General features: G+C 60.8%; 21 protein-coding genes and 5 pseudogenes. 14 read left to right on the top strand and 12 right to left on the bottom strand.

Translation table 11 applies throughout. The features are described 5' to 3' along the window. Positions 1–392 precede the first annotated feature (392 nt). The gene (locus B586_RS19990) at positions 393–692 is read left to right on the top strand and encodes a cytochrome P450 (RefSeq protein ID WP_082129591.1); all 300 of its coding nucleotides are present in this window, start codon (positions 393–395) and stop codon (positions 690–692) included. Positions 693–859: 167 nt separating this feature from the next. Next, positions 860–1,432: a PPE family protein gene (locus B586_RS08140; protein ID WP_052915707.1), complete on the top strand. Its 573-nt coding sequence runs from the start codon at positions 860–862 to the stop codon at positions 1,430–1,432. A gap of 50 nt (positions 1,433–1,482) precedes the next feature. Here B586_RS08140 and B586_RS08145 read toward each other — a convergent pair whose 3' ends face one another. The 4 genes from B586_RS08145 to B586_RS08160 all read right to left on the bottom strand — a co-directional run bounded on the left by B586_RS08145 (position 1,483) and on the right by B586_RS08160 (position 5,430). Beyond that, the gene (locus tag B586_RS08145; RefSeq protein WP_156166539.1) at positions 1,483–2,199 is read right to left on the bottom strand and encodes an ATP synthase subunit B family protein; all 717 of its coding nucleotides are present in this window, start codon (positions 2,197–2,199) and stop codon (positions 1,483–1,485) included. 386 nt (positions 2,200–2,585) lie between these two features. Then, the gene (locus tag B586_RS08150; RefSeq protein WP_236971370.1) at positions 2,586–3,137 is read right to left on the bottom strand and encodes a NifU family protein; all 552 of its coding nucleotides are present in this window, start codon (positions 3,135–3,137) and stop codon (positions 2,586–2,588) included. A 14-nt stretch (positions 3,138–3,151) separates the two neighbouring features. Continuing rightward, positions 3,152–5,065 carry a ferrous iron transporter B gene (gene feoB, locus B586_RS08155; protein ID WP_082607562.1) on the bottom strand — a complete coding sequence of 638 codons (1,914 nt, stop codon included), beginning with the start codon at positions 5,063–5,065 and terminating at the stop codon, positions 3,152–3,154. Beyond that, positions 5,062–5,430, bottom strand: a complete 369-nt coding sequence (locus B586_RS08160) for a FeoA family protein (protein WP_335338190.1) — start codon at positions 5,428–5,430, stop codon at positions 5,062–5,064. The genes feoB and B586_RS08160 overlap by 4 nt, the downstream gene beginning before the upstream one ends. Before the next feature lie 386 nt (positions 5,431–5,816). Between B586_RS08160 and B586_RS21360 the strand changes: the two genes are divergently transcribed. Next, a complete protein-coding gene (locus tag B586_RS21360; protein ID WP_082129588.1) occupies positions 5,817–5,918 on the top strand; it encodes a DUF1508 domain-containing protein in 102 nt (33 codons plus the stop codon). 587 nt (positions 5,919–6,505) lie between these two features. Further along, positions 6,506–6,910 (top strand): annotated as a pseudogene (locus B586_RS08170) (NUDIX hydrolase); the annotation flags it as partial. Positions 6,911–7,273: 363 nt separating this feature from the next. Here the strand turns inward: B586_RS08170 and B586_RS08175 are convergent. After that, positions 7,274–7,518 (bottom strand): annotated as a pseudogene (locus B586_RS08175) (AMP-binding enzyme); the annotation flags it as partial. 74 nt (positions 7,519–7,592) lie between these two features. Further along, positions 7,593–7,701 (bottom strand): annotated as a pseudogene (locus B586_RS22725) (galactofuranosyltransferase GlfT1); the annotation flags it as partial. A 190-nt stretch (positions 7,702–7,891) separates the two neighbouring features. Between B586_RS22725 and B586_RS08180 the strand changes: the two are divergent. The 4 genes and pseudogenes from B586_RS08180 to B586_RS08195 all read left to right on the top strand — a co-directional run bounded on the left by B586_RS08180 (position 7,892) and on the right by B586_RS08195 (position 13,239). Beyond that, a pseudogene (locus B586_RS08180) lies at positions 7,892–9,386 on the top strand (serine hydrolase domain-containing protein). A gap of 60 nt (positions 9,387–9,446) precedes the next feature. Continuing rightward, entirely contained in the window at positions 9,447–10,358 is a 912-nt protein-coding gene (locus B586_RS08185; protein ID WP_054880221.1) for a class I SAM-dependent methyltransferase, read from the top strand. A 707-nt stretch (positions 10,359–11,065) separates the two neighbouring features. Further along, entirely contained in the window at positions 11,066–11,992 is a 927-nt protein-coding gene (locus tag B586_RS08190) for a class I SAM-dependent methyltransferase (RefSeq protein WP_054880220.1), read from the top strand. A gap of 26 nt (positions 11,993–12,018) precedes the next feature. After that, positions 12,019–13,239, top strand: coding sequence for a peptidoglycan DD-metalloendopeptidase family protein (locus tag B586_RS08195; protein WP_047315995.1), 1,221 nt, complete (start codon positions 12,019–12,021; stop codon positions 13,237–13,239). Here the strand turns inward: B586_RS08195 and B586_RS08200 are convergent. Further along, on the bottom strand, positions 13,223–14,287 hold the full coding sequence (locus B586_RS08200; protein WP_236971392.1) for a hypothetical protein: 1,065 nt from the start codon (positions 14,285–14,287) through the stop codon (positions 13,223–13,225). The two genes, B586_RS08195 and B586_RS08200, sit on opposite strands and share 17 nt — an antisense overlap. Positions 14,288–14,433: 146 nt before the next feature. Then, on the bottom strand, positions 14,434–15,417 hold the full coding sequence (locus tag B586_RS08205; protein ID WP_054881009.1) for an NAD-dependent epimerase/dehydratase family protein: 984 nt from the start codon (positions 15,415–15,417) through the stop codon (positions 14,434–14,436). 108 nt (positions 15,418–15,525) lie between these two features. Between B586_RS08205 and B586_RS22730 the strand changes: the two genes are divergently transcribed. From B586_RS22730 to B586_RS08225, 4 genes are all read left to right on the top strand, one after another. Continuing rightward, positions 15,526–15,915 (top strand): replication initiator, encoded by a 390-nt coding sequence (locus B586_RS22730; RefSeq protein ID WP_054880219.1) that lies wholly within the window; start codon positions 15,526–15,528, stop codon positions 15,913–15,915. Between the two features lie 127 nt (positions 15,916–16,042). After that, complete coding sequence (locus tag B586_RS08215; RefSeq protein ID WP_054880218.1) at positions 16,043–16,594, top strand: alpha/beta fold hydrolase; 552 nt, start codon at positions 16,043–16,045, stop codon at positions 16,592–16,594. Further along, on the top strand, positions 16,566–17,018 hold the full coding sequence (locus tag B586_RS08220; protein WP_054880217.1) for an alpha/beta fold hydrolase: 453 nt from the start codon (positions 16,566–16,568) through the stop codon (positions 17,016–17,018). Before B586_RS08215 ends, B586_RS08220 begins: the two co-directional genes overlap by 29 nt. 86 nt (positions 17,019–17,104) lie before the next feature. Continuing rightward, the gene (locus B586_RS08225; protein WP_211141618.1) at positions 17,105–17,872 is read left to right on the top strand and encodes a sulfite exporter TauE/SafE family protein; all 768 of its coding nucleotides are present in this window, start codon (positions 17,105–17,107) and stop codon (positions 17,870–17,872) included. A gap of 182 nt (positions 17,873–18,054) precedes the next feature. Here the strand turns inward: B586_RS08225 and B586_RS08230 are convergent, their stop codons facing one another. The 4 genes and pseudogenes from B586_RS08230 to B586_RS08240 form a co-directional block, all read right to left on the bottom strand. Beyond that, positions 18,055–18,492: an anti-sigma factor antagonist gene (locus B586_RS08230; protein ID WP_047315991.1), complete on the bottom strand. Its 438-nt coding sequence runs from the start codon at positions 18,490–18,492 to the stop codon at positions 18,055–18,057. A 262-nt stretch (positions 18,493–18,754) separates the two neighbouring features. After that, on the bottom strand, positions 18,755–19,420 hold the full coding sequence (locus tag B586_RS08235; RefSeq protein WP_054880215.1) for a DedA family protein: 666 nt from the start codon (positions 19,418–19,420) through the stop codon (positions 18,755–18,757). 110 nt (positions 19,421–19,530) lie between these two features. Beyond that, positions 19,531–19,734: pseudogene (locus B586_RS20005) on the bottom strand (transposase); the annotation flags it as partial. A gap of 195 nt (positions 19,735–19,929) precedes the next feature. Beyond that, positions 19,930–21,126 carry a GGDEF domain-containing protein gene (locus tag B586_RS08240; protein WP_054880214.1) on the bottom strand — a complete coding sequence of 399 codons (1,197 nt, stop codon included), beginning with the start codon at positions 21,124–21,126 and terminating at the stop codon, positions 19,930–19,932. A gap of 913 nt (positions 21,127–22,039) precedes the next feature. On the opposite strand from B586_RS08240, the gene B586_RS08245 reads away from it, so the two are divergent. Next, positions 22,040–23,197: an NAD(P)/FAD-dependent oxidoreductase gene (locus B586_RS08245; RefSeq protein WP_047315989.1), complete on the top strand. Its 1,158-nt coding sequence runs from the start codon at positions 22,040–22,042 to the stop codon at positions 23,195–23,197. A gap of 206 nt (positions 23,198–23,403) precedes the next feature. Then, positions 23,404–24,702: an MFS transporter gene (locus B586_RS08250; RefSeq protein WP_047316011.1), complete on the top strand. Its 1,299-nt coding sequence runs from the start codon at positions 23,404–23,406 to the stop codon at positions 24,700–24,702. The last annotated feature ends 218 nt before the right edge of the window (positions 24,703–24,920 follow it).

A 24,920-nucleotide genomic window follows, 5' to 3' on the forward strand; every position in this document is an offset into this window, starting at 1 on the left:
GTGATCAACAACTTTCACCAACACTTTGCCATGAGTTGCTCGACGTTGCATGGACCCAGGGCTTTTGCAGTGGCTGTGGATGACCAACCAATCGAATGCCAGAAACCTACGGAGGCGTCGCTTTCACCTACGAAACCGTCGCTGTAAAACGATGGCCTCTGCTGGCATTCATGGCTGCTGTGCTGGCCGTGTGGTATATCCGCTTCAACAACCAGCCTGTATGAAACGTACCTAAACCACCTGCTTTGCGCTTTTGGTCGTCTGTAACCTACTGCGCAACAATATTATTGAGGAATTCCTTGCTCATCGTCGCGGAATGACGGTTACCATCGCGCAGGAGTTGTCGTACCGGACGATGATTTTACTGACCGCCGAGTTCACGGGTTTCCTCGTTGTTATCACGGGGTGTCGCCACATCCCACGCTCGGGCTGCTGGACCTGACGCCAACGAATTCAACCCCGACTGCTTCCTGCCCCAGAATCTGCGCAAATTTCCACCACGCACCTACAAGTCATTTGGAACCGGTGCCCGGGTCTGCATCGGCGATCAATTCGCGTTCCACGAGATCCTTTTGACCCTCGCGACCGTACTCCACCACAACCTTGAACCACGACCCGGATACTGGCTCTCGGTCTCCGAGGCCCTGATACTTAAACCCGTCGATCTACAACTTCGGCTACACCGCCGATAGGTGTCTGTGACGACGCCGCGATCCAGACCTGGTACGAATCTAGGGTGGGCTGCTGCTATCTCGGCCTGGAGTTCACGTAGTCAGGGTGAGGGGCGTCCGATACCAGCACAGCAGACGTCGGCCTCAGTGGCCTGTCGTTACGAGCCGGAAGGAACAACGGAACAAAGATGTTTTTCGATTCGTTACCGCCAGAGATCATCTCCGCCAAGATGTATACGGGCGCGGGTCCTGATTCGATGTTTGCCGCCGCTGCAGAGTGGGAGAACACGTGTTATGCGATGCGTGACACGGTTGGCCCGTTGGCGGCAGCGGTAGCGGTGCTACAAGAGCAGTGGTTAGGTGCGTCGGCGATAGGGATGGCCGAGGCGGCCGCGCCGTATCGGCAGTGGCTGGATGTTCTCTGCTGGCAAATCTATCGGACCGCCGAACAGGCTTACCGCCTTGTGGAAGCGTATAGCGATGCGCGTCAGATGGTGGTGTCCCCGGAAGCGATTGCTTGGAACCGCACTCAGTTCCAGGCGCTGATCGCGGCCGACATGTTCGGGGAGAACGCTTCGGCGATCGCGGCAGTCGAGAACCAATACCACCGGTTCTGGGCCTGGAATGTCAAGGTGATGGAGGCCTATGCAGCTGCGGTGGCGGATAGGTTGTCGAAGATAACCCCGTGGCCCGAGCCGCCGGAGATCACCAGTGAGGTCCGGGTGGCCCTGGGGGGTGTCGCCGTTCGCAACGGCTGTTGATTATCAGTCCTACCAACGGGTCTCAGGTGGGCTCGAAGCACACTCCCGAGTCACGTTGATATGACTAGGCCGTGATCACGTAGCCACTGTTTGACGCTGATGCCTGCAGTGTTTTCGTCCAGGTCGAGAATCCGGCGGGTTTGGGTGTTGATGCGCCCGATGGCCGTTTCGCTAGTTGTTTCTATGTCACGGTGGGCTGACGCGATGATCTGGTTTCGTCCAGCATGATCGGAGGGGTCGAGCGCTTCGATCCGGTTCTTTGCATGCTGAAGGATCTCGTGCGTCCTTTGCTCGCAGCGCCGAAAGATGGTGCTAACGGAGGAGAATCTGTCCGCCAGGCTCCTATGTTTACGAGCTCTTTCGGCATCGCGAAGTTGTGGCCAATGGAAGATGACTTCGAGCGTCGTAAGCATTGTTTCGTACTGATCGGTATCAAGACCACAATGCCTTTTAAGGGTTGGCCGGGTGCTCCGCGTCATTTCCATGGTGACCAACCGAGTGTGCGGAATAGAACGGTTCTGTAAGCGCTTACGCCATCTCTGCAATATCTGCTGCCGCTTCTGCCAATCCGACACGGCTCGAGCATAGTCAGCTTCAGCTATCGCGTTCGCAGCCAAATATAAGCCGGTTGTGGCATGGGCAAGCGGAAAAGAGCCATCTGGAACCTGGTACGGCTCAAACGGCGCAGGTCTCGGCTCATTTAGCAACGCATCCACCACCGTGATCAATGGATGGCTGGCCTGTTGGAGAGTATCAATCGGGCTCATGCTTGCCAGCATCCGGTGATACGGGGGCCGATTGCGTCAGCATAGATGCGTATCTGTGGCCTTAACGGCGCGTAGATCTTCGGCCGCCCAAACTCGACCTTGGCCGGGTCAGCGGTCGCTGACGCCGCACTCATCGATGGCGGTACAGCAGTTTGCGTAAGCGCAACCCACAATGTCTGTATCGGCATTCGGATGTACTTCGCGGGACCTGATTCATCGTGCGACGATGCGAGATACCAGCCGGCACTGGTTGCAGCACGCCGAAACCGAGGCCCGCTAGGCACGGGTTGTCTGGTCGATCGCGCTAGGCTACACGGATGAGCTCGACGTCCCTTGAAAACCTAACCTAGACTTAGCCTTTGGCAAAAGCGTGCGTGCCAGCTTGTTCAACGGACCATCAAGGACAGCAACTTTTTGCCCAATGCCAATGGAGCTGAACCAGTTTCACTGGAAACGGTGACCTGCTGTCCGACCTGTCGGCGCAGTTCGCGTTGTAGCTTGTCGTGCAGTGTCGAGCTCGCTGCCGGGCACCCCTTGCAGGCGCCAGACATCCGAACCGCCACATTGGTGCCAGTCACCGACACCAATTCGATTGATCCACCATGTGATTCGGCTAGGTCGCCGATCGATCCCATGAGTAGCTTGCTGGCGATTTCTGCCAAGTTGGCGAGGTCGTCAGTTACCGCATCGGCCTGCCAGGTCGCCGGGTGCAGTAGCGCGTCGGCGAGTGCGTCTTGGACCTGGTCGCCAAGTTCGCGCCAACTGTTTCCGGTGCTCAGCGTGATCAACACGTCGGCGGTACGCACGACCAGCTGCTCGATTACCCCGCTGTCCAGCAGTGCGCCGAGCCGGCCTGGAGCTTGCTGGACGGTGCCGGCAGGCGGGAGGTCATCGGGCGCGACCACCCAGCGCAGTTGTCGCGGGTCGTCGGTGGCCATGGCGTGCATCGCAATCATGCGCCAAGACCCGTCGCAATCGATCGGGCAGCGAACGCTATCGCCCAGGCAAGGACAAACATGTAACTGAACGCGAGCGCCGGCCATCGCCACGAGTTGGTTTCGCGGCGCATCACCGCGATGGTCGACATGCACTGCAGCGCGAACATGAAATACGCCAACAGCGCGATGACCGTCGGCGCGGTAAATTCCCGGTGTCCCCGGTCGTCGGTCATGGTGGCCAACGACTCAAGTGGTTCGTCGGGGTTTGTTGCCGCCGCCACCTGGCCGAGGGTGGATACGAACACCTCCCGCGCTGCCAGGGAGCCGAGCAATGCGACGTCGGTGCGCCAGCCAAAGCCGAGTGGCTTGAACACCGGCTCGATGGCCTTGCCAATGTCCGCGGCATAGCTGTGGTCTATCACGTATGCGGTGGCGGCGGCCGGGGACAGCTGCGCTGTCTCGGCGTCGCGCAGTGGCAGATTGAGCAGCGCCCACAACACCACTGACGTGGTCAGGATGATGGTTCCGGCCTTACGCAGGAACATCTTCGCTGCGCCCCACATTGTCACCAGCACGGCTTGGGGGGAGGGAAACCGGTAAGGCGGCAGCTCCATGGTGAACGGCAGCAGGTCGCTGCGCAGGATCGTCGACTTGAACATCCACGCGGTGAGGAGCGCCACCGCGCCACCGCTGAGATACAACAAAAACATCATTACGCCCTGCGCGCTGAGGCCCCACCAGCGTCTATGTGGTGCGACCAGCGCACCGATCAGCAACGTGAATATCGGCAGGCGAGCGGAACAGGTCATCAGTGGCGCGGAGAGGATGGTGGCGATTCGGTCGCGTGACGACGGCAACGTTCGGGTGGCCATGATGCCCGGGACCGCGCAGGCGAACGAGGACAGCATGGCGACAAAGGCGCGGCCTTCCAGCCCGGTCCTGGCCATTACCCGGTCCATGAGGAATGCAGCTCGTGCCATATAGCCCACGTTTTCTAGCAGCGCGATCAGCAAGAACAGCAGCGCAATCTGCGGGATGAACTGCAGGACGGTGCCGACGCCGCCGATGATCCCGTTGCCGAGCAGACCAGCCAGCGCCCAGTTGCCACAATGACCGGTGACCTGGCCGCCCAGCCAGGTGAGCCCCTGCTCGACCAAATCCTGCAGTGGCGCCGCAGCGGTGAAGACGACCTGGAAGAACGCAAACATCACCGCGAAGAAAACGACGGAGCCCCACAACGGGTGCAGCACAACCTGGTCGATCCGGCTCGTACGCTGATCCGCTTGTGGTGCAACGTAATCAGCGGCATTGAGCACCGATTTTCCCCAGGCGTCGGCAGCATCGGGATCAGACGGTGGCGGTATCGGCGGCCGCTGCCACCGGTCGAAGGAGCCCAGCTGTGCACGCAGTCCGTCGATGCCCGAACCACGGTGCGCGACGACTGCGGTTACTGGTATCCCCACCGCTGCCGACAACGCATCGATGTCGACCCGGCCACCGCGGGCGGTTAATTCATCGCTCATGGTGAGTGCCAGTAGGCATGGAAGGCCTAGCCGGAGCGTTTGCGCCACAAGCAGGATCGAACGACGAAGCGTGGTCACGTCGGTGACCACCACGATCGCGTCGGGACGGTCGATGCCGTCGAGCTCACCGGAGAGCACGTGGGTAACCACCTGCTCGTCCGGGCTGATCGCCTCAAGGCTGTAGGTGCCGGGAAGGTCCTCGACGGCGATGGTGACGCCGTCGACCTTGATGGTGCCGACGCTGCGTCCGACCGTGACACCCGGATAATTGCCGGTTTTTGCGCGTAGCCCGGTCAGCCGATTGAACACCGTGGTTTTGCCGGCGTTCGGATTGCCGACCAGGACTACTCGGTGGGTACCCGCAAGGGCAACTGGGCCGCGATCACCGTCGTGGCAGGACGTCATCCCTGTGCTACTGGGACAACTTCGATCAGTCGCGCTTCCCGGCGACGGAGGCACAGTTCGGTGTCTTGCACCCGGTAGATCGTTGGATCACCAAGCGGTGCGCGACGGATCGCTGTGATAGACGCCGCCGACCGAAAGCCCAGTTGCTGTAGCCGGGTCGCGACGGCAGATGTTGCGTGGTGCACCGTGCCTACGATGGTGGCCCGCTGCCCGGGCGCCAGCTGAGCTAGCGGGATCACCGGACCGGACTGGCGCGAACCGGATTGATCCGAACCGGATTGGCCCTGTGAGATCTGCCTCCGCCTGAGCATGACCCGTCCTAACGTTTCGCAGGTACTTTGGTTAGGTATACCTAAACCGTACATGGTATACCTCAACTCTTGATCCTTGGCTAGCCGAGTCGCGGTATTCGTTGGGGCCGGGCCGAGTAGTCGCGACAGCGGTAATTCGTGCTGCCACAAGCGCTTTGCGAAAGGTCAATGTGCCGCATGCGGCGCGCCGAAGCGCATAACCGCAGGTCACTAACCGTTGGGTTGCATCCCGGTCTAAGACCTCACCCGGCGTTGCGGCTTTACGCTGTATACCTAGGGCAGCTAATTCAAAATGTGCAATTCGAGGCCAGGTTCGTAATCGCCAGTTGGGCTGGTAGACACCCCAAGTCGTGACGTCCTGGTTAAGTTCAAGGATGCTACACGGCGTTAAGCGGTGGTAGCGGTTTCTGCTGTTCGAGAAACGAACAAGGAGAACTGCAATGGTAGGCAAGTTCGAGATGAGCAACGATAAGACGGGAAAGTTCCGGTTCCACCTCAAGGCCCTCAACGGTGAAATTATCGCCGCCACCCCGAGCCTATGAGGCAAAGGCCAGCGCCGAAAGGGCATCGAGGCCGTTAAGACGCACGCACCTGGCGTCAGCGCCGGGACTTGACCGAACGGGACCTGCGCACCACTAGCGCGTACCGCCATCGCCTGTCGCACGCCACGAATACACCGCGTGTGTAAGTAGCGGTGTGCCCATCCAGATGTTCGCTAGCAGTCATTTGACTTAATGTCGCTCTGCCCCACTCCTATAATGTGGACTGACATTTCCAGCAGGGCTGATCCGGCTGCTACCCAGCTGCTATTGTGGGCGCCGACAAGCCTCGGCTAAGTCGGCCGGTACTGGGCAAGAAATGTTAGCTGCACTATCGATTGCCGCCGCGCCTGCTTTGAATCTGTCGAAGCGGTGCTGAAGTTCAATCACTTCATGGTCGACAAGGCCGCGCAAATCAGCGCCACGCGCGATCTCGCCAGTTGATTATGCGGGTGGGTTGGCGATGCTGCTGAGGTCATTGCCGGAGGCGCGCCGCCGCATGATTTCCGTCACTAACGGGTAATGTTGGCGCGCGCCGATGCGGTGCGCGGCCGGCACGCTCGTCGGGCCGAGAGGGGGATGTGATTCCGGTGGTTGAGCATCCTCTGTCGGGCGTCATCCAGGTCAGTGCCGTGGTGATGCGGGACGCGGCAGGCAGGATGTTGACGGTGCGAAAGCGCGGCACAACGCGCTTCATGCTGCCGGGCGGCAAGCCCGAGCCGGACGAGTCGGCCACCGATGCGGCAATCCGTGAGTGCGCCGAAGAACTTGGAGTCACTCTCGATCGGGGCGGACTGCAGGAGATGGGTCGGTTCCGTGCTCCCGCGGCCAATGAGCACAGACTGGAGGTGGAGGCAACCGTCTTTGAGTATCCGCTTGCCGTTGCAGCAACGCCGTCGGCAGAGATCGAGGAGCTTCGCTGGCTTGATCCTGCGCGACCAGCGCTACCTACTGATCTCGCTCCTCTGCTGACGATGCAGGTACTACCGGCGCTGGGATGGTCGGTCGAGGTGAGTGGGGGCCGCAACTCTCAATCTCCGGACGACAATGAGCGTGGCACTGAGAACGAGACCAATACCCCGGTAAGGACGGTGAATGATGGTAGCCAGGCAAGCAGGGGTAGGTGTGCTGAAACTTGAGTGCCCGCAAAGCCATTCCGTTGGTCGGATCCTCAAGGAGACCCCGCATCAGGCAATCCAGTACGACCCCGGCGCCGCTGTTGGTCAGGCCAAACTAAGCGAGCTGATCGCTGACGAATCTGAGAGCTACACAACTGCCACGCTGCCATATCTTTAGGTGCGGGTGAGATGTCATGCGGCGCGCTGTTGCACCAATGTCAGTTCGGGTTCTGACGGCGCCTAGATTCCGTGCGGCCGGTCCTTCCAATAGGGCTGCCGGAGCTGGGTTTTGAGGGTCTTACCGCTTGCATTGCGGGTATCGCTGCTACGAAGTCAACCGTTCGCGGGCATTTGTAGCCCGCCAGCTGCTGGTCGGCAAACTCGATGATGTCGTCGGGTTTAAGTTCGGTGGTGCTGACAACGATCGCCTTGACCGATTCGCCCCAGAAGTCATCGGGAACACCGATGACCGCGACGTCGTCGACGGTCGACGAGATACAGGGTCTCGAGTAGCGGTGCATGGCGTCCATCAACCGAGCCACCGCGTCGATGAACGTCATCAGGACCTTCTAGCGTCGGGCTTGCCGAATCTCTCGCGACGCCCCCAGCGGTGCAACCGAATCCATTTCCAGCAGGCCCTTGGGGTCCCGGCGCGTCACCACGAAGAATCAGTCGAAGCGCACCACTCCCGGAGCTTCGCGATGTTTATGTAAGTCCAGCTATATTGATAGTCATGTGGACGGTACCGCTGAAGGCCAAAGACAAGCTTTCCGAGCTAGTTGACGAAGCGGATGCCGCCCACGAGGCTATTCAGATCAGCTGCCAGGGGCCGGGTCGCCGCGGTCATTATGTCCGCCGATGATCTCGAGTCCCTCGACGCGGGCCTGCACGCGGTGCGGACTCGATATCGGACGAAAGCGCCGCTGCAGTGGTTGAAACTGCTAACTGCACAGACCTTGGCGTAGCGTTCGACGAACTCGATGCCAAGATCAACGCGGGCATGAAGGCCTATGCGATTCCAGGCGTCGCGGTTGCTGTCTGGGCCGGTGGCCAAGAATACGTCAAAGGCTACGGGGTGACCAACGTCGACCATCCGTTGCCTGTCGACGGTGACACTGTCTTCCGAATCGGTTCCACCACAAAGACTTTCACAGGAACAGTGATGATGCGGCTGGTCGAGCAAGGCAAGGTAGACCTGGATTCACCTGTGCGCCTCTACATCCCTGACTTCGCGGTGGCTGACGAGTCAGTCAGCGCCACGGTGACCGTGCGCCAACTGCTCAACCACACTGCAGGCTGGGATGGTCGCAATGGGCAGGACTTTGGGCGCGGCGATGACGCGGTGGCGCGCTACGTCAACTCAATGACACGTTTACCGCAGCTAACTCCTCCGGGAACCACGTTCGCGTACAACAATTCAGGTCTTGTGGTGGCGGGCCGCATCATCGAGCTTGTCGCCGGAACAACCTACGAGTCTGCGGCGCAGAAGCTGGTGCTTGACCCGCTGCAGCTGGCTCACACCCGCTACTTTTCCGACCAAATAATCGGTCTGAATGTGGCGGCATCGCACAGCGTGGTCGACGGCAAACCCATTGTCGATACCGACTTTTGGGCATTCCCGCGCAGCTGCAACCCCACCGGTGGGTTGATGTCGACAGCGCGAGACCAGCTGCGCTACGCACAGTTCCACCTCGGCGACGGCAGGGCGCTTAACGGCGAGCAGATTCTGAGCCGACAGTCGCTGGAGGCAATGCGCTCGAACCCGGGCGCGGGCGGAACACTTTTCGTCGAGCTGACCGGGATGGGCGTGACCTGGATGCTGCGGCCCTCCGCGGAGAATGTGACCATCGTTGAGCACGGCGGCACCTGGAAGGGGCAACGCTCTGGTTTCGTCATGGTGCCCGATCGCGACTTCGCCATGACTGTGCTCACCAACTCTGATGGCGGATTTCATATGATCAACGATCTTTTCGCCTGCGACTGGGCGTTGCACAGATTCGCCGGGGTCACCAACCTGCCTGCCACACCGCAACACCTTGGCGCCGTCGACCTGGCGCCCTACCAGGGCCGGTACATCGCCGAGCAAGTCTCCCAGGATGGCAGCCTCGAGCAAACGGTCATCGAGTTCCGGGCAAGGGACGGCCAGCTCGCTGGAAGCATGGGCGCCGGCGATGCCAACCCGGATGGCCAGAATAGCGCCAAACTGGGCCTCGCCTTCTACCGGCCCGACTATGGGCTCGACCTCGGACCCGACAACAAGCCCACCGGCAGTCGATCCAACTTCGTCCGCGGACCGGACGGCAACATCGCCTGGTTCTGTAGCCACCACGGGCGCCTGTTCCGACGCCAATAGCACAGCAGCACCGATGAGCAAGCTGCTCGCCGATGTCACGATCACGGCTAAGGTGGGCTGATGCCCCGCACCGACGACGACAGCTGGGATCTGACGTCCAGCGTCGGTGTCACCGCGACCATTGTTGCGGCCGGGCGCGCGATGGCCACCAAGGATCCGCGCGGTTTGATCAACGATCCGTTCGCTGAACCTCTGGTCCGTGCGGTGGGGCTGGATTTCTTCACCAAGATGATGGACGGCGAACTCGACATGTCGACGATCGCGGACGTCTCACCGACCGTGGCGCAGGCGATGGTTGACGGAAACGCGGTCCGCACGAAGTACTTTGACGACTATGTCCTCAACGCCACCGACCGGGGGATTCGGCAAGTGGTGATCCTCGCGTCCGGGTTGGACGCCCGGGCCTACCGTCTGTCGTGGCCGGCCGGGACAGTGATGTACGAGATCGACCAACCACAAGTGATGGAGTTCAAGACGACGACCTTGGCCGACTTGGGCGCCGAACCCTCTGTCACTCGACGCGCCGTGCCCATCGACTTGCGCGCAGATTGGCTGACGGCATTGCAAGCCGCCGGGTTTGACTCGGCAGCACCGACAGCGTGGCTGGCCGAGGGGTTACTGATTTATCTAAAGCCGGAGGCCCAGGACCGGCTGTTCGATAACATCACCGCACTCAGCACGCCCGGGAGCATGGTAGCCACTGAATTCGTTACCAGTATCGTGGATTTCGGCGCCGAGCGAGCGCGGACCATATCCAACCCGTTCCGCGACCATGGCGTCGACGTCGATTTGGCTTCGTTGGTCTACACCGGCCAACGCAACCACGTCCTCGACTACCTCGGCGCCAAGGGCTGGCAGCTCGAAGGCGTGCCGCTAGCAGAACTGTTTCGGCGCAGCGGCCTCAATGTGCCCGCTCCAGACGACGACGACACCATCTTCATCAGCGGCGTCTTGACCGACCAGCCGCGGTGATCAGCCCCGCGGTGGACTGCATGGCAATCGTTTGACGGGGAGCCATGACACTGAGCTTGGCGACGGTCGCCGCAACATACGCAGCGCACCTGCGCTTCCTCGACGACCGTGGGGCCGCGGGCTTCCCCAATCCGATGTTGGCGCGATTGCAGAAACTCCTAATACCAAGGGACTGACCCCTGATGGTGGACACCTCACTGGGGGGCTGCTGGTCCTGCGGGAAGTATGTCCGTATGTCGGGCACGCATGGCAAGCACACGGCTCATCAACGACAGCTTGTGCCACATCTCTTTCGCCGAGGAACCGGGCCAGGTTCACCACGTCGAACGCATACGCACCGTGGCCGGACGGAACCCACGTCCGCTCAAATGCGCCAGGAACGCGTTCGCCGCATGCCGCCCATGCCAGTCGCCGTCGGCTAATTAATTTGGGTGAATAGTTTCACTCAACACGCCGTGTGTATGCGATTCTTTGACCATAGTTGTGCGAGATGGGATACGTAGATCTCACGACGAAGGAACTGTCCGTGGCTGTGGACGACGACGGCGCCTGGCCGTTGTGCGGAACGGTGGAGGAAAAGGTTCGGAGTGGTCAACGAATTCCTGGGGATGAGGACGTCGTTGCACGTTACGTCGGTCGGACGAGCTGGCTGCGGCGGGCACGATATCCGTCGTTGTGCGCGCCGAATGCGTCTAGACGGGAGGATTGTGATGCGTAGCGACGACGATAGCTGGGATCTGGCCAGCCATGTCGGCGCGACCGCGACGCTGGTGGCCGCGGGTCGCGCGAGGGCTACCAATTCGGCCGATCCGTTGATCGAGGACCGGTTCGCCGAGCCGTTGGTCCGCGCGGTGGGTATCGAATTTCTTATCAGATGGGCCACCGGAGAGCTCCGCGCATCCGACGTCGACGAGCCCGAAGCGGCCTGGGGTCTACAGCGAATGACCACCGAGTTGGTGGCCCGCACTCGCTACTTCGATCAGTTCTTTGCGGACGCCACAGCCACCGGGATTCGGCAGGCAGTGATCCTGGCGTCCGGGCTCGACGCGCGCGGCTACCGACTGCCGTGGCCGCCGGGCATGACGGTGTATGAGATCGATCAGCCGGACGTGCTGAAGTTCAAGGCCGAAACGTTGGCACAGCTGGGTGCTGAACCGACGGCGGATCTGCGGATGGTGCCGGCCGACCTGCGTCACGACTGGCCGGCCGCGCTGCTGCGTAGCGGATTCGAACCGGCGTTACCGACCGCCTGGATCGCCGAAGGACTGTTCGGCTATCTTCCCCCGGAAGCCCAGGATCGCTTGCTGGACAACGTCACCGATCTCAGCGCGCCGGCAAGCCGAATGGCCATGGAGGCGTTCATGGGGTCGTCGGACCTGGACTCCGGGCGGGTCGAAGAAATCATCCGCAGTGCGACTCGCACCTGGCGTGACCATGGATTCCATCTAGACATCTGGTCGCTGAACTATTCCGGGGCCCGCAGCGAGGTTGCCGACTACCTCGACAACCACGGGTGGCGATCGGTGGGGACCACGGCCGCGCAGCTGCTGGCCGATCACGACCTGCCCGTGATGCCTGGCAATTACGTCGCGCCTTCCGACAAGCCCAGCTACTACATTTCGGTTCTTGCGTGATCCACGCGACTTAGTGGACACCCACGATGCGGATTCTGGCGGTAACGCGTGCCCACAACGCCGGCGAGACCTTGGCTGATACCTTGGACTCGCTGGCCACCTTCAGCGACGACATCTACGCGATCGACGACCGCAGCACCGACGACACCGCTGCGATTCTAGCGAACCACGCCGCGGTCACCAATGTTGTTCGCGCCCGGGCAGATCTGCCGTCCACACCATGGTTGATCCCCGAGTCCACCGGGCTGGAGCTGCTGTACCGGATGGCCGATTTCTGTCGCCCGGACTGGATGGTGATGGTCGACGCCGACTGGACTTTCCAGATCGACGTCGACATCCGTGAGGTGCTTACGCGCACACCGGACGAGGTAGCGGCGCTGATGTGTCCGATGGTTTCCCGCTGGGATGACCCGGAATACCCGGACATGGTGCCGGTGATGGGCACCGCCGAGGCGCTGCGCGGGCCGTTTTGGCGTTGGTACCCGGGTCTGCATGCGGGACCCAAGTTGATGCACAATTTGCACTGGCCGGCCAACATCACCGATCACGGTCGGATAGGGCAGCTGGACGGAATCCGCTTGACGCACCACGGCTGGTCGACGCTGGAGGAACGGATCTCGCGAGTCAGGCACTACATGCGGCTCGATCCGGATTTTCGGTACAACTTCGGTGTGGCCTATGATCGATCCCTGTTGTTCGGCTACGCACTCGACGAGGTCAGCCTCCTCAAAGCGGACTACCAGCGGCGGGTACGTGGCGACTTCGACTGGATCGAGCCGTGTGCGCGGTTACCGATCGAGGCGGAGCCACGCGCGATTGGCCGCGGATACGGACCCCGCGCGGACGGTTTCCATCCCGGCGTCGACTTCGCCGCTGACCCCGGCAGCCCGATCTACGCCGTCATATCCGGAACTGTTTGCTGCGCAAGCGATGTCGATCACCGTTACTCGGTGATCATCTCGAACGGCGATACCGAAATCCGCTACGTGTTTCGGCCTGGTGACGACAGACAAATCGCACTTGGTGATCGAATCAGTGCGGGAACCCGGATCGGCAGCCTCGGTGCGGAAGACCACTCAACAGACGGTTACCTGCATTTCGAGACGCGGGTTCGGCGCGCACACGTCAATCCGCTGCGCTATCTGGGCAACATGGGGCTGCGGCCCTGGCCGCCGCCGGGGCGGCTACGCGCGGTATCGGGCAGCTACCCGCCCGCCACACCATGCACAATCACCGCCGACGAGTAATCTTGGGCGACCTCAGCGCGGCGCGTTGGGCTGTTCGTTGGCAAGCCTCGATCTGTTCCAGCAGACTGTGGCCGGCCCGGACCGTCGAGCGGACCTCCTGCAGCAGTTTGGCGGGATGCTGCAGATCCATGTCGTGCAGTCCTTCGTAGTGGTCGATGCCGAAGCCCACCGTCTCGATACCGATTCCGAACGGCAGGGTCAGAGTTCGCAGCGCGTCAAAGTGCTGATAGGGGACGAACGGCTGACCGGTCACCAGTAGACAATTTGATTGCTGGATATCCAGTGTCCGCGCGGTAAAGGTGAAGGTATCCGCGGAGGTGGCGCGGCGGTTGTTTGGGTCCGGCGACGGTGCCTCGATCAGTGTGATGGGAAGCCCGAGGTCATTGCTGTCTTCGCCGAAACGCCAGACCATCTGGCCCAGATGCGGGTCGCCGACCCGTTGCCGCCCATGCCGTACCACTTCGCGAGTATCCATCCCGAACGCGTCGGCCGCAGCGGCCGCCAGCAGATCGAATTCGGTACGTGCGCCTGGCGCGCAGGACGCGACCGCGTCGTCTTCGGACGGCAACAGCCGTCGAGAAGCGGCGGCCAGCACGATATGACCGACGCGATTCTCCGCAGCTAGGTCCCGCGCCCACCGGGCCCGAAGCATGTTCGAGTAACGTCCGGCACCGATCACCAGCATGTAATCGAATGTTTTTTCAGTGGGCCATGATTCATCTGTAAGGCCCAGCTGTTGCGCCAGCGTCGTAATCGTGTCCAGTTGCCCGTCCGACAGGTCTAGACGGGGGATCATCCACCGTGCCCCGCCGTCGGCGTCTTGGCAGCGCACCTGCTCCCCGCTCCGACGTGCCCTCGTCCGGCCCCGGTAATCCCATACCCCGCTGAACTCGTCCAGGGCGGCCAACCGGGCTGCCAGATCGTCGTGCCGCGGGAAAACTCCGCCGAACATCGCAACCAACTGAGTCAGCGCGTTATGCCCACTCCACGCGTCAACCTCCCCGCGCAGCGACGTCAAAAACTCACCATCCAACTCGCCGCCACGCATCGACACCTCAGCCGGACCGTTCACTTCAATTTCTTTACTCCCTGAACGCGCCATAACGCCCGCCGCTTGTGGAATGCAACCTTTCACAGCCTAACTGCGGCAACTGGGCTAAGACGTGCTTTTCCGGAGACCCGTAATCGCGGGGATCACCGGGGAGACAAGACGCCGCTGAACCCGTCTTGCTCATAGGCGTATTGCGGCTGATCCTTCGCCCATTCGATATAGCGGTCGATGCCTTCCCAGATATCGACCTCGGGCTTGAATCCGATGCTCTTTGCGAGATCGATGTTGGCCGGGAAGCGAGCGACTTCACCGGGGCGTGCGTCACGACGTGCGATCTTGGCGTCGAACTTTCCGGCGATGTACTCGGCGATGTCCTTCACCCGGGTGTTTTTGCCGCTCGCGAAATTGATCGCCTGTCCGCGAAGCGCGGTGTTTTGCAACACAAGGTTGTATGCATGGACGATATCGCTTACGTACAGATAGTCGCGTGTTGCCGAACCGTCGCCGAAGACCGTGAGGTTTTCGCCGTTGATGGCCTGACGGACGAGTCGTGGAATCAGCGCACCAAATCGCCCGGTTTTCTGGCGCACCCCAAAGATGTTGAATGGCCGAACAATCGTGACGTCAAGACCATAGGAGCGGTAGTAGGAGTAGCACAACCGATCGGCCGCTGCCTTAGAGGCGCCGTAGGGGCTGTTCGGTTTCAGCTCCGCTCTCTCGTCAAGAAGCTCGCCTTCCTTCAGATTGTGTCCGTCGCCGTACACTTCGCAGCTCGACACGTAGATCAACCGGTTCTTGTAGCGCCGTACCGCTTCTAACACACGGTAGGTGCCCATGACGTTGGTTTCGAGAAAGCTCTCTGGATCACCGAGGGACTGGTCGACGTTGATATTGGCGGCCAGATGAAAAACGACGTGGTGCTCGCGCACCGCGCGATAGACCGTTTCTCCATCGGTCACCGAACCCGAGATAAAGGCCGCTCGCTCGTGCGAGCGAAAGTCATTCGTGTTTCGGATCGCACTCTTCGATGACGTATTCAGGACAGTGACCCAATGCCCGTCGGCCAGTAGCGACTCGGATAGATGACTTCCCTGAAAGCCTGCGCCCCCCGTGACAAGTATTTCCATCTGGGTTCGCCCCTTGCGTGTCATCCGTAAGGCATGAGCTTAATCGATGCTCGCGGTCAAGTCAGCGATCCGACTTGATAGCAGTGAAGAAGACGAGGCTCGGTCGCTGTGCGTGCGGACACGCTGGGCCTGGCCGTGCCGTTTGTGGTCGTTGCAGGAGGCTCTCATGGTGTCAGGCCGAAGCTAGTCGCGGTGGCGGCTGGCGGCTGGCGCAGTGGAGCGACCGGCGCGGACGGGAACGCCGCCCGCCAAGCCCGCATCAACGCTGCTGCCGGCGACCGTGACCCTATCCAGGCGGCCGTGCGCACATTACGGTTCGACACCCAGATCGACACCCAACCGTTGATACCCGAAACCGCCGCAGCTCCAAATGATCCCGCAAGCACGACGGCATCGCGACTGTCGCCGCGTCGTGTCGCGGCATACCTGGCTAAATACGTCACCAAATCCCACGCCTTCGGTAGGAGCGCAGTTATTGGTCGCTGGGGGATACGGTGACGTTGCGTGGCTATGCTCGGCCGACGAGACTAGCCGTGCCTGGCTAGGCAAAACAGTGCGCGCCTACCAGATCCGGTCAGACGACGGCAGTTGATCGTTGGGTGATTGCGGCAGGGGCGTTTTGAGCATGGGAGGCTGGCGAATAGGCGAGCGCTATGGCGGATCGGTGGACGGTGCGTGGCGCACGATCACCTGGTCGCATTATGAACACCAAATCTTGATTGCGGGCCGGGAGCTAAACTACGTCGACATCGGCTGGCTTGGCCCACCGGTGGTGCTGCTGCACGGCCACGGCTCAACGTGGCAATACTGGCTAGACGTGATCGCCCTGTTGTGTCAGCGGCGCCGGGTCATCGCGCTGGACCTGCCGGGCTTTGGAGCATCGAGGGCACATCCTTGGCGCACCGTGTCGATGGCGGGCATCGTCGCGACCATTGTGGAATTTTTGGATCGTCTCGACGTCGCCAAGTGCGACCTCGTTGGCCATTCGATGGGTTCTATTTTCGCTCTAGGTGGCCGTCGCCGACCCGAATCGGATTCGGACTCTGACCCTTGCGGGTGGTCCGGCGTTGTCGATTGTGTCGATGTTTCAGCATCCGATCCGCACTGCGTGACAGTACCCGCGGCTTGCGCTCACCGTGATCGGGGACATGATTACCGCGGGTTTGCCGCTTCCTGAGTTCGTGTTGCGTGGGGTGTCCCGCTACCCGTGGTTGCGCAAAATTGCGTTCGGTGCCTACGTGGCGCGGCCGGAGCTGCTGGCGCCCGATTTATGCACGCAATTGACGAAGGGGGTGGGTGCGCCGGCTTACTTCCATGTCCCTGTCAAGGCGCGCCGCTATCAACCGGCGCCCTTGGAGTTGATCAGATGCCCAGTCATGCTCGTCAACGGACGTGACGACAACTTCGTGCCCCCGGCAGACGTCGAGGCTTTCACGGCCCGGCTGCCTGATGCCCGCCGCCACACCATCGATGGCGCCGGGCACTTGGTCACCGTCGAATACCCGGTCATATTTGCCGAGTTGTTCATCGACTTCACCTGCCAGTCGAACTGCGGCCCACCGGATCCCGCCGCGAGCCTGCCGCCGGCGATCGGTGACTGACCGCGGTGGTGCGACGTGATTTAGCGCACGGTTATTGGCGGCGCAACGCGACGGCGGACTAAGGTCCCGGAGTGTTGGTTTCCCACTTGGTTACGATCGGCCTGGCCGGGTTCGGCGCTGGCGCGATTAATGCGCTCGTCGGATCTGGCACTCTGATCACCTTCCCAACACTGGTCGCCCTTGGTTTTCCACCGGTCACGTCGACCATGTCGAACGCGGTCGGTCTGGTGGCTGGTGGTGTATCGGCTACCTGGGGCTATCGCGCCGAGCTGCGCGGTCAGTGGAATCGGTTGCGCTGGCAGATCCCGGCATCGTTGATCGGCGCGGCGCTGGGTGCGTTTCTGCTGCTGCACCTGCCTGAGAAGGTGTTCACCGCGATCGTTCCGGTGCTTCTCGTGCTGGCTTTGGTGCTGGTGGTGGTCGGGCCGCGGATTCAGTCCTGGGCGCGGCGTCGGGCCGAGGAAGCCGGCCGCCGCGCCGAACACATCACACCGGCACGGATGGCTGTGCTGGCGCTCGGTACCTTCGCTGTCGGTGTCTACGGTGGCTACTTCACTGCCGCCCAGGGCATCTTGCTGGTCGGCATGATGGGTGTATTGCTGCCGGAGTCGGTGCAGCGGATGAATGCAGCGAAGAACCTTTTGGCGCTGTTAGTGAATACTGTTGCGGCAGTTGGCTATACGCTGGTGGCCTTCGACCGGATCAGCTGGTCGGCGGCCGGCCTGATCGCGGCAGGCTCGCTGGTCGGGGGATCGGTTGGGGCCCGTTACGCGCGCCGGCTGCCGCCGAATGCATTGCGTGCCGCCATCGTGGCGGTCGGCCTAATCGGGCTGGTTCGCCTGCTCGCGGTATAGCGCTGGGCTAAATCCCAAAGTGGGGAATTAGCACCGGGGTCGGTGCCGGCGGGGGAGACTGTTGGTCGGGACGATGAGACTCGGCTTAGGGCTAGGTTACAACGCGACTCGGGCGGATAGTGATCGCCAGCGCAATTTCCAGCGCCACCACCAGCCGAACTGTCCGGTCGCGGGCGCTCGCGTCACCGGCTGGCCGTGGTTGCCGCGAGTGCGGCGTCCGCGGTCGGGAAAATGGGCAGCACGCCGCTGAGCTCACATGCTTCGACGATTCGAGTCACGATCGGCTGGCGACTCACCAGACGCAGTTCGATACCGCGACGGCGACACCGAGTCCCCTGGTCGGCCAGTACGGCGAACGCGCAGCAGGCCATGAAATCCAGGCCGCTGACGTCGACAACGAAGGGTCCCGGCGGCGCGACGACGGAGGCCGCCTCGTCGACCAGCTGGCGCCAGGTGTGTTCGTTGCACGCGTCGACCTCGCCGCCCGCGTTGATCAGCACCGCCGGGCCGCTGCGATCGGTGGTCGCCCTGAGCGTGCTCTGCGGATCCCCTAACTCGTAAACGAGCCGTGTGCTGAGCATCAAGTGGGTGGAGCACGGATCTGTCGTGAGAGAACGCATGATGGATTTCCTAATCAACTGGCGCTGAAACGCCAGGATGGACGCCCGCCCTGGTGTCTAAAGACAGACTTCTCGCCAATTCGATGCTTTCATTTCTATAACGAGACAGGGCGGTCTGTCTATGTCGGCGTGCTGTGAGTACGCGAGGATCGCGCTGACTAGCGTTGACGCTACGGCTGTCGCCCGGGTTCGCGAGCGGATCGTGAACGCGGCGTAGTGGCACTGCACGCACCTGATGCCGAGGCTAGCCTCACGGCGGGCGTCAAACGGCTTTAGGGGCGGTACTGCCGGCTTTGCGGTAGTGCTCCGCCTCGAGTTCGGCGATTGCGCGTGACGTTCGTTCGCGCAGCAAGATTGCGGCGGTGATGCCGACCACCACGGCGATGACGAGCGCGATCCAGGAGAACCGCTCCATCCAGCGTTCGGCGGCCATCCCGGCGAAGTAAACCAGGGCGGTAGTGCCGCCCGCCCAACAGATGGCGCCCGAAACGTTGGCAGTTAGGAAGCGCGGGTAGTGCATTTTCAACGCTCCCGCCAGCGGCCCGGCGAGTATCCGCAGCAGTGCAATGAAACGACCGAAGAAGACTGCCCGAGCGCCCCAGCGGTTAAACAATCGTTCAGCCAGCGCGACATGTCCGGGACCGAAGTGCTTCGGAAACCGCCGGCCAAGGCGGTCAAAGAGCGGCATGCCGAATCGGCGGCCGATGGTGTAGCCGATCGAGTCACCGACCGCTGCGCCAAGCACGGCGGCGACACCGACACCGATCGGGTTGACCGCCAGGTCGTGACGCGACGACAACAGCGCCGCACTGACCAGCACGATCTCTCCCGGTAGGGGAACGCCCAGGCTCTCGAGCCCGACCACACCGCCGACCAGCAGGTAGACCGCGAGCGGCGGGATCGACTGCAGCAGGGCTTCCACGTCCATGCGTCAAGGATGCCTGACCGGGATGCGCGTCGCAGGTTCTTAGCGTCGAGTGGCGCGTCGCGGTGTTCTGCGGGTGGCATGCTGACGCGGTCCAACCGCTCAGCGTTCTCGCTGCGCAGGCGTTTGAGCTCCTCGAGATCGTCGCGGGTCAACTCGCCCCGGCCCTCCCGATCCCGGGTCACCCAATTACTCAGAGTGCCCTCATGGATCCCCAGGTCCCGCGCGGCCTGCGCGATTGACTTACCCGTCTCACGCACGATCCGAACAGCCCCCTCACGGAACTCCCGATCGTTCTTCTTCCGTTTCTCTGACATCGCTACTCCTTATAGCGGATGCCTCCACGGTCTCGGGGGGAATGCCACCTGCGAGATCCGCGCTGGGTGGACCATACGATCTGCACCGCGGTCGCCCTGAGGCGGTCTTCACGGTGCGTATGTAGGCCACCACCGCACCCTAAGAGCCCGGATTAAGTGCGCAAATTCCGGCCCGACACCGACCGAAACCACAGATCAGTGGACTACAGCAGAAAAATCGCCGAAAAATGTCCTAAGTCGGGTTTCTTCGCCCAGCCGCCGACAGTCGTTTCGCTCAGCCACGTATTCGCGGGACACCTCGGCGATCGACCGATTCGACTCGACCCCGAACTTCGCAACCTTGTCACGAAACTCGGGGCTTGTATTTTGTGTATTTTCTTGACAATTCCACTTGTCCTTTCCGGATCGGACCGTATTTGGTCCGCAGTCCGGAAAACCGGAGGCACGCCAGGGCGGGTTCGTGGAGGGTGTCAACTGGACTGCTGGGCCGGTGAAGTAGCAGGTGGCGCCTCCATTCTGGCGCTTGGCCGCATACATCGCGGCGTCGGCGTCGCGCAGCATCTGGGCACCGTTGCGTTGTTCGTTGTGCTGGGTTTTCACCATGCCGATGCTGGCCCGAATAGTGAACCTGAAGTCATCGACGCATACTGGTTCGGCCAGTGCTGCATGCAACCTTGTGGAGATATTCTCCAATTGAGGTTGTGTGACATGGCCTAATATGAGCGCGGCGAATTCGTCTCCGCCCAGCCGGCCGACGATGTCGGATGGGCGCAGTGCAGTTTTAAGCCGCTGTGCGACGGTTTGCAGAACTATGTCTCCGGCGTTGTGACCGAGTGAGTCGTTGATGGTTTTGAATTTATCCAGGTCGATGAATAGCACGGCACCCAGCACGTCTGGGTATTCTAAGCTCAGGTGTTCGTCGAGCCGGGCTTCGATATACCGGCGGTTGGGCAATCCAGTTAGCGGATCATGAGCGGCCTGATGGGCTAGCCGCTGGCTGGCCGTACGTTGGTCGGTGATGTCGGTGAAGGAGACGAGCACCGCCGAGTCGTTCGACTCTTGGGGGTTGAGTGGTCGGCTGTTCACCAACAGCCAAATTCGTTGCCCATCAGAGGGGCGGTCGATGCCAACGATATAACCGGTATGGGGTGCGTGGATGAAGGCTTCAAAAGCGGTGCCATGGTTTGGGTCGTTTGGTCGGCCGTCGGCGTCGTAGGTGGCGAGCCGTGATAGCCGCTCTGCGCCATCACATCGATGACCTGTCGCGGTTATGTCGAGAATGTGCTGGGCTGCTGGGTTGGCCAGCTCGATGCGGCCGTCGCAGCCGATGACGACGACTCCTTCAGCAAGTGACGCCACGATGCTTTGAAAAAGTGCTGCCTGGTTGGTCATTCCTACCCCCCATAATCAATCCAGGATAAATATCGACTGCAAGCGCATTACCCACACAAGGTGTTTGAGTGGATCATTGGTATCCGGAGGCCGGGGACGTACTGCGACCGAGCAGGGGCAGCGCTAACCCTGACACGCAATTCGTTGTTATGTTCGAAACAGTCAGTATTGCTGGCCACGCTAGTTGCGGACGTTCATTGATATGCACGCTGAACTTGTGGGCGGCGTGCGGGGCCGGTATTGGGAATGTTGCCAGTGGGGATCACCGTATCCGCAACGCATGAATGTCAGGTCCGATTAATAGTTAATAATTTCGTGGAATGATCGTGCAGCGACTCGCCCGACACTAAGTCGGCAAGGAGGGCAATTTCGATGTCCCCCGCCAATGATCGTCGTGCTGTCCATGAGGATCTTCCTTTCGCTACATCTTTACCTTCATGTAGTTATAGTTTAGGACGTTCATCTTGAGGCCAGATGCTTTATTAATTAGTCGAATAGAATTCGAATGCGGCAAGGATTCACCATAAGTGATCCATGCCTTAAAGTCGTCGGCGATCTTCGAGTGCCTAGCCTATAGCCGAAGGCACTGGCAAGGCCAACCGAAAGCAACAGTATTTCTTGATGGTCGGTTAAGCAACGATCAACCATTGGGTATCCATAGGCGCTCGACGTGCTCAGCTCGAGCTCCTGGCAGCCTCAACAACACTGTCGTAGCCTCGGGCATAGCCCTCGGCTCCTTCCCGGCCTGAATGCATCGCCACACCCAAGATTCAGAAGGCCCAGGGCCTTCAACTGTTAGACACGTCGAACAAGATCGACGGGCCACCTGCCCGCTTAAGGTTGAAGAGCCGATACGATCGCAAGTCGGGTCAGGTCGCGGAATTTCCGACGCCAAACTAGATGAGGTGATTTGATGACCCTTAACGGCGGTCGAGTTGTCATAATCGGCGGCGGAATAATTGGGATATCCATCGCCTACCACCTCGGCGTTGCGGGGTATCGGAACGTCGCCGTGGTCGAGCGCAACCTTCTCGGTGAGGGAACAACCGCATACGCGACAGGCGGAATACGCTGTCAGTTCTCGTCGCGGGTAAACATCGAGCTAGTTCAACAGTCGGTCGACTTCTGGGAAAATTTCGAAGCATATACGGGACGTCCTCTAGATTTTCGTAAACACGGTTACTTGTTCCTTATATCCGATGAGATAACTTCGGTGGCATTTGGAAAGAACGCCGCCTTGCAGCGGTCGCTCGGTGTCGATGTTGAAATTCTCGATCCGGCGCAGATCAGAACCATTTTCCCGGGAGTGCGTACCGATGACCTATTGTCGGGGACATACACGCCCAACGATGGATCCGCTTGGCCCGCAGATGCGGTTGCTGGCTACGCGCACGCTGCCCGCCGCAATGGCGTGCTTGTCATGCAGAACACCCGAGTTCTTGACATTGTGGTCGGTTCTGAGGGAACAGTATCGGGCGTGCAAACGTCGGAGGGAGACATCGCAGCCGAGGTGGTCGTGATTGCGGCTGGACCTCAGAGCCGCGCAGTCGGTGCGCTCTGCGGTCTCGACATTCCGGTTTTCCCGCACTCGCGCCAGGCCTTTGCCGCCGGACCAGTACCGTCGATCAACGGAAACCTCCCCTTGACGGTGGACATGGCGACTGGGGCCTACCTGCATCCGCTGAAGACTGGCGGTGCAATAATCGGAGGAAACGATCGCCACGTTCCATCCACAGAAGAGGCACGGGTTGACTCGGGCCAGGCACAGGGACTGGCCGCAGCCTTATGGCATCGCTTTCCGGATTTGGCGGAGCTGAAGATTACTGCGGGCTGGGCCGGCTTACGTGAGATGACCCCGGACGGTCTGGCCATCATTGGACCTGCTGGCGAGGTTGGGGGGCTGTATATTGCTGCGGGGTTCTCTGGGCACGGATTCATGCAATCGCCAGCTGTCGGAAACTCGGTCGCCCAATTGTTGTTGTACGGACATCCGGATCTCGATTTGTCGCCCCTTTCGATCACACGATTCGAAGCACCCCTCGTCGGCGAAGTCGAGAATGCTGTCTTCTGAAGTGTCACCAGGTCACCAGACGCCAGTACCCCTACCAGGGCCTCTAAATCATCACCGTCCAAGGCATCCTCACTGCACGCAGCAAGCGCGAACCACCGGCAGAGGTGATGCGGACTCAATGGCATCGTCATTAACTTTGGAGAGAATGAAGAGCCCGCACCATGACCACGATTCCTAGTGCCGGTCGACCCGCCAACGACGCCGAAATGGTTGCAACCGGCGTGCTAGTCGACCGAAAGACCGCCAGGCAGGCCGTGAAATCCAGCTTCTTGGGCACCTCAGCTGAGTGGTATGACTACTTTCTATATGGCAGCGCAGCAGCGATTGTCTTTCCCCATGTTTTCTTCGCTGAGATGGGCTCGACGGTCGGCACGTTGACATCGTTGGCTAGTTTCGGCGTCGCCTTCTTTTTCCGCCCACTGGGCGGATTGATCTTCGGCCAGATCGGTGATCGAGTCAGCCGCAAGTTCGCACTCGTCGCCACCCTGCTGATGATGGGAATAGGCACTTTTCTTATCGGATGTCTGCCCCCATCGACGCAGATCGGTGTGGCGGCGCCGATTATCCTGGTAATTCTACGGATCACCCAAGGAATTGCGCTAGGAGGTGAATGGGGCGGTGGGACTCTGGTGGTGATGGAATCCGCTCCAACAGACAAGCGAGGTCTCTACGCAGTATCAACACAGCTCGGCGTTCCGGCAGGTCAGCTTGCTTCCGCAGGAATGCTGGCGGTGTTCGGGCTGCTACCGAACGAACAATTCTTTGGCTGGGGTTGGAGAATCCCATTTCTCTCAAGCGCGCTTATCGTGTGGGCCGGCCTCTACATTCGTCTCAAACAAGAAGAGGCACCTCGTTTTCAGGAAATTCGGCAACGCGGCGACATGGTACGCAAACCAATCGCCGAGGTCTGGAACCACAAAAAGAAGGTCACCCTTCTGCTGATCTTTGTACAGTTCGCATCGACGATCGGGTACTTTCTCTTCACGGTCTACTCGCTGGTGTATGTGACCAAAGACCTGAACATCTCGAGGTCAGTTCCCCTGACAGGCGTGTTTGTCGGGGCAGCCCTGTGCCTGGTTGTGATGCCGTTCTACGCGGCCTTGTCCGATCGATACGGCCGACGCCCGATCTACGCGCTGGGCGTCCTGATCATCGGCTTCTACGCAATCCCATTCTTCTACCTGCTCAACACCCGTAACCACGTGGTCATCATCGTCGCGATCGCCGCCGGGCTGGTTTTCGGTTGGGCACCGCCTGGCTCCATCCAGGGACCGGTTTATTCAGAACAATATCCGACACGTTATCGATACACCGGGTGCTCGATTGCCTACCAATGTTCCTCTGTAGTTTCCGGTGCCCCGGCGCCGGCCATTGCCGGAATTCTGGTCAATGCCGCAGAAACCACCTTGGCAGTATCCTGGTACATCATTGTCGGCGCTGCGATTTCCCTAGCATGTGTGTTCGCACTCCGCGAAACGTACCGGGCAGATCTCTCCGAGGCATGACAATGCTACCCGCCATGTGCAGCCAACCACACGGTGGCGTCATCATCTGATTTAATTCTCGATGGTGGAGCCAATCACTGACGCAAGTGCAACGCCCCAGGGACAAGCGCGATGGGCATCGGCTCAGTATGCCGCGACCAAGCCATCAAGATCGAGCTTCGCTGCTCAGCACCAACTAACCCTATATGCAGAAGGCTCGGTTCCACTCACCGCACTGT

Source organism: Mycobacterium haemophilum DSM 44634 (genome assembly GCF_000340435.2).
GTDB classification, from domain to species: domain Bacteria; phylum Actinomycetota; class Actinomycetes; order Mycobacteriales; family Mycobacteriaceae; genus Mycobacterium; species Mycobacterium haemophilum.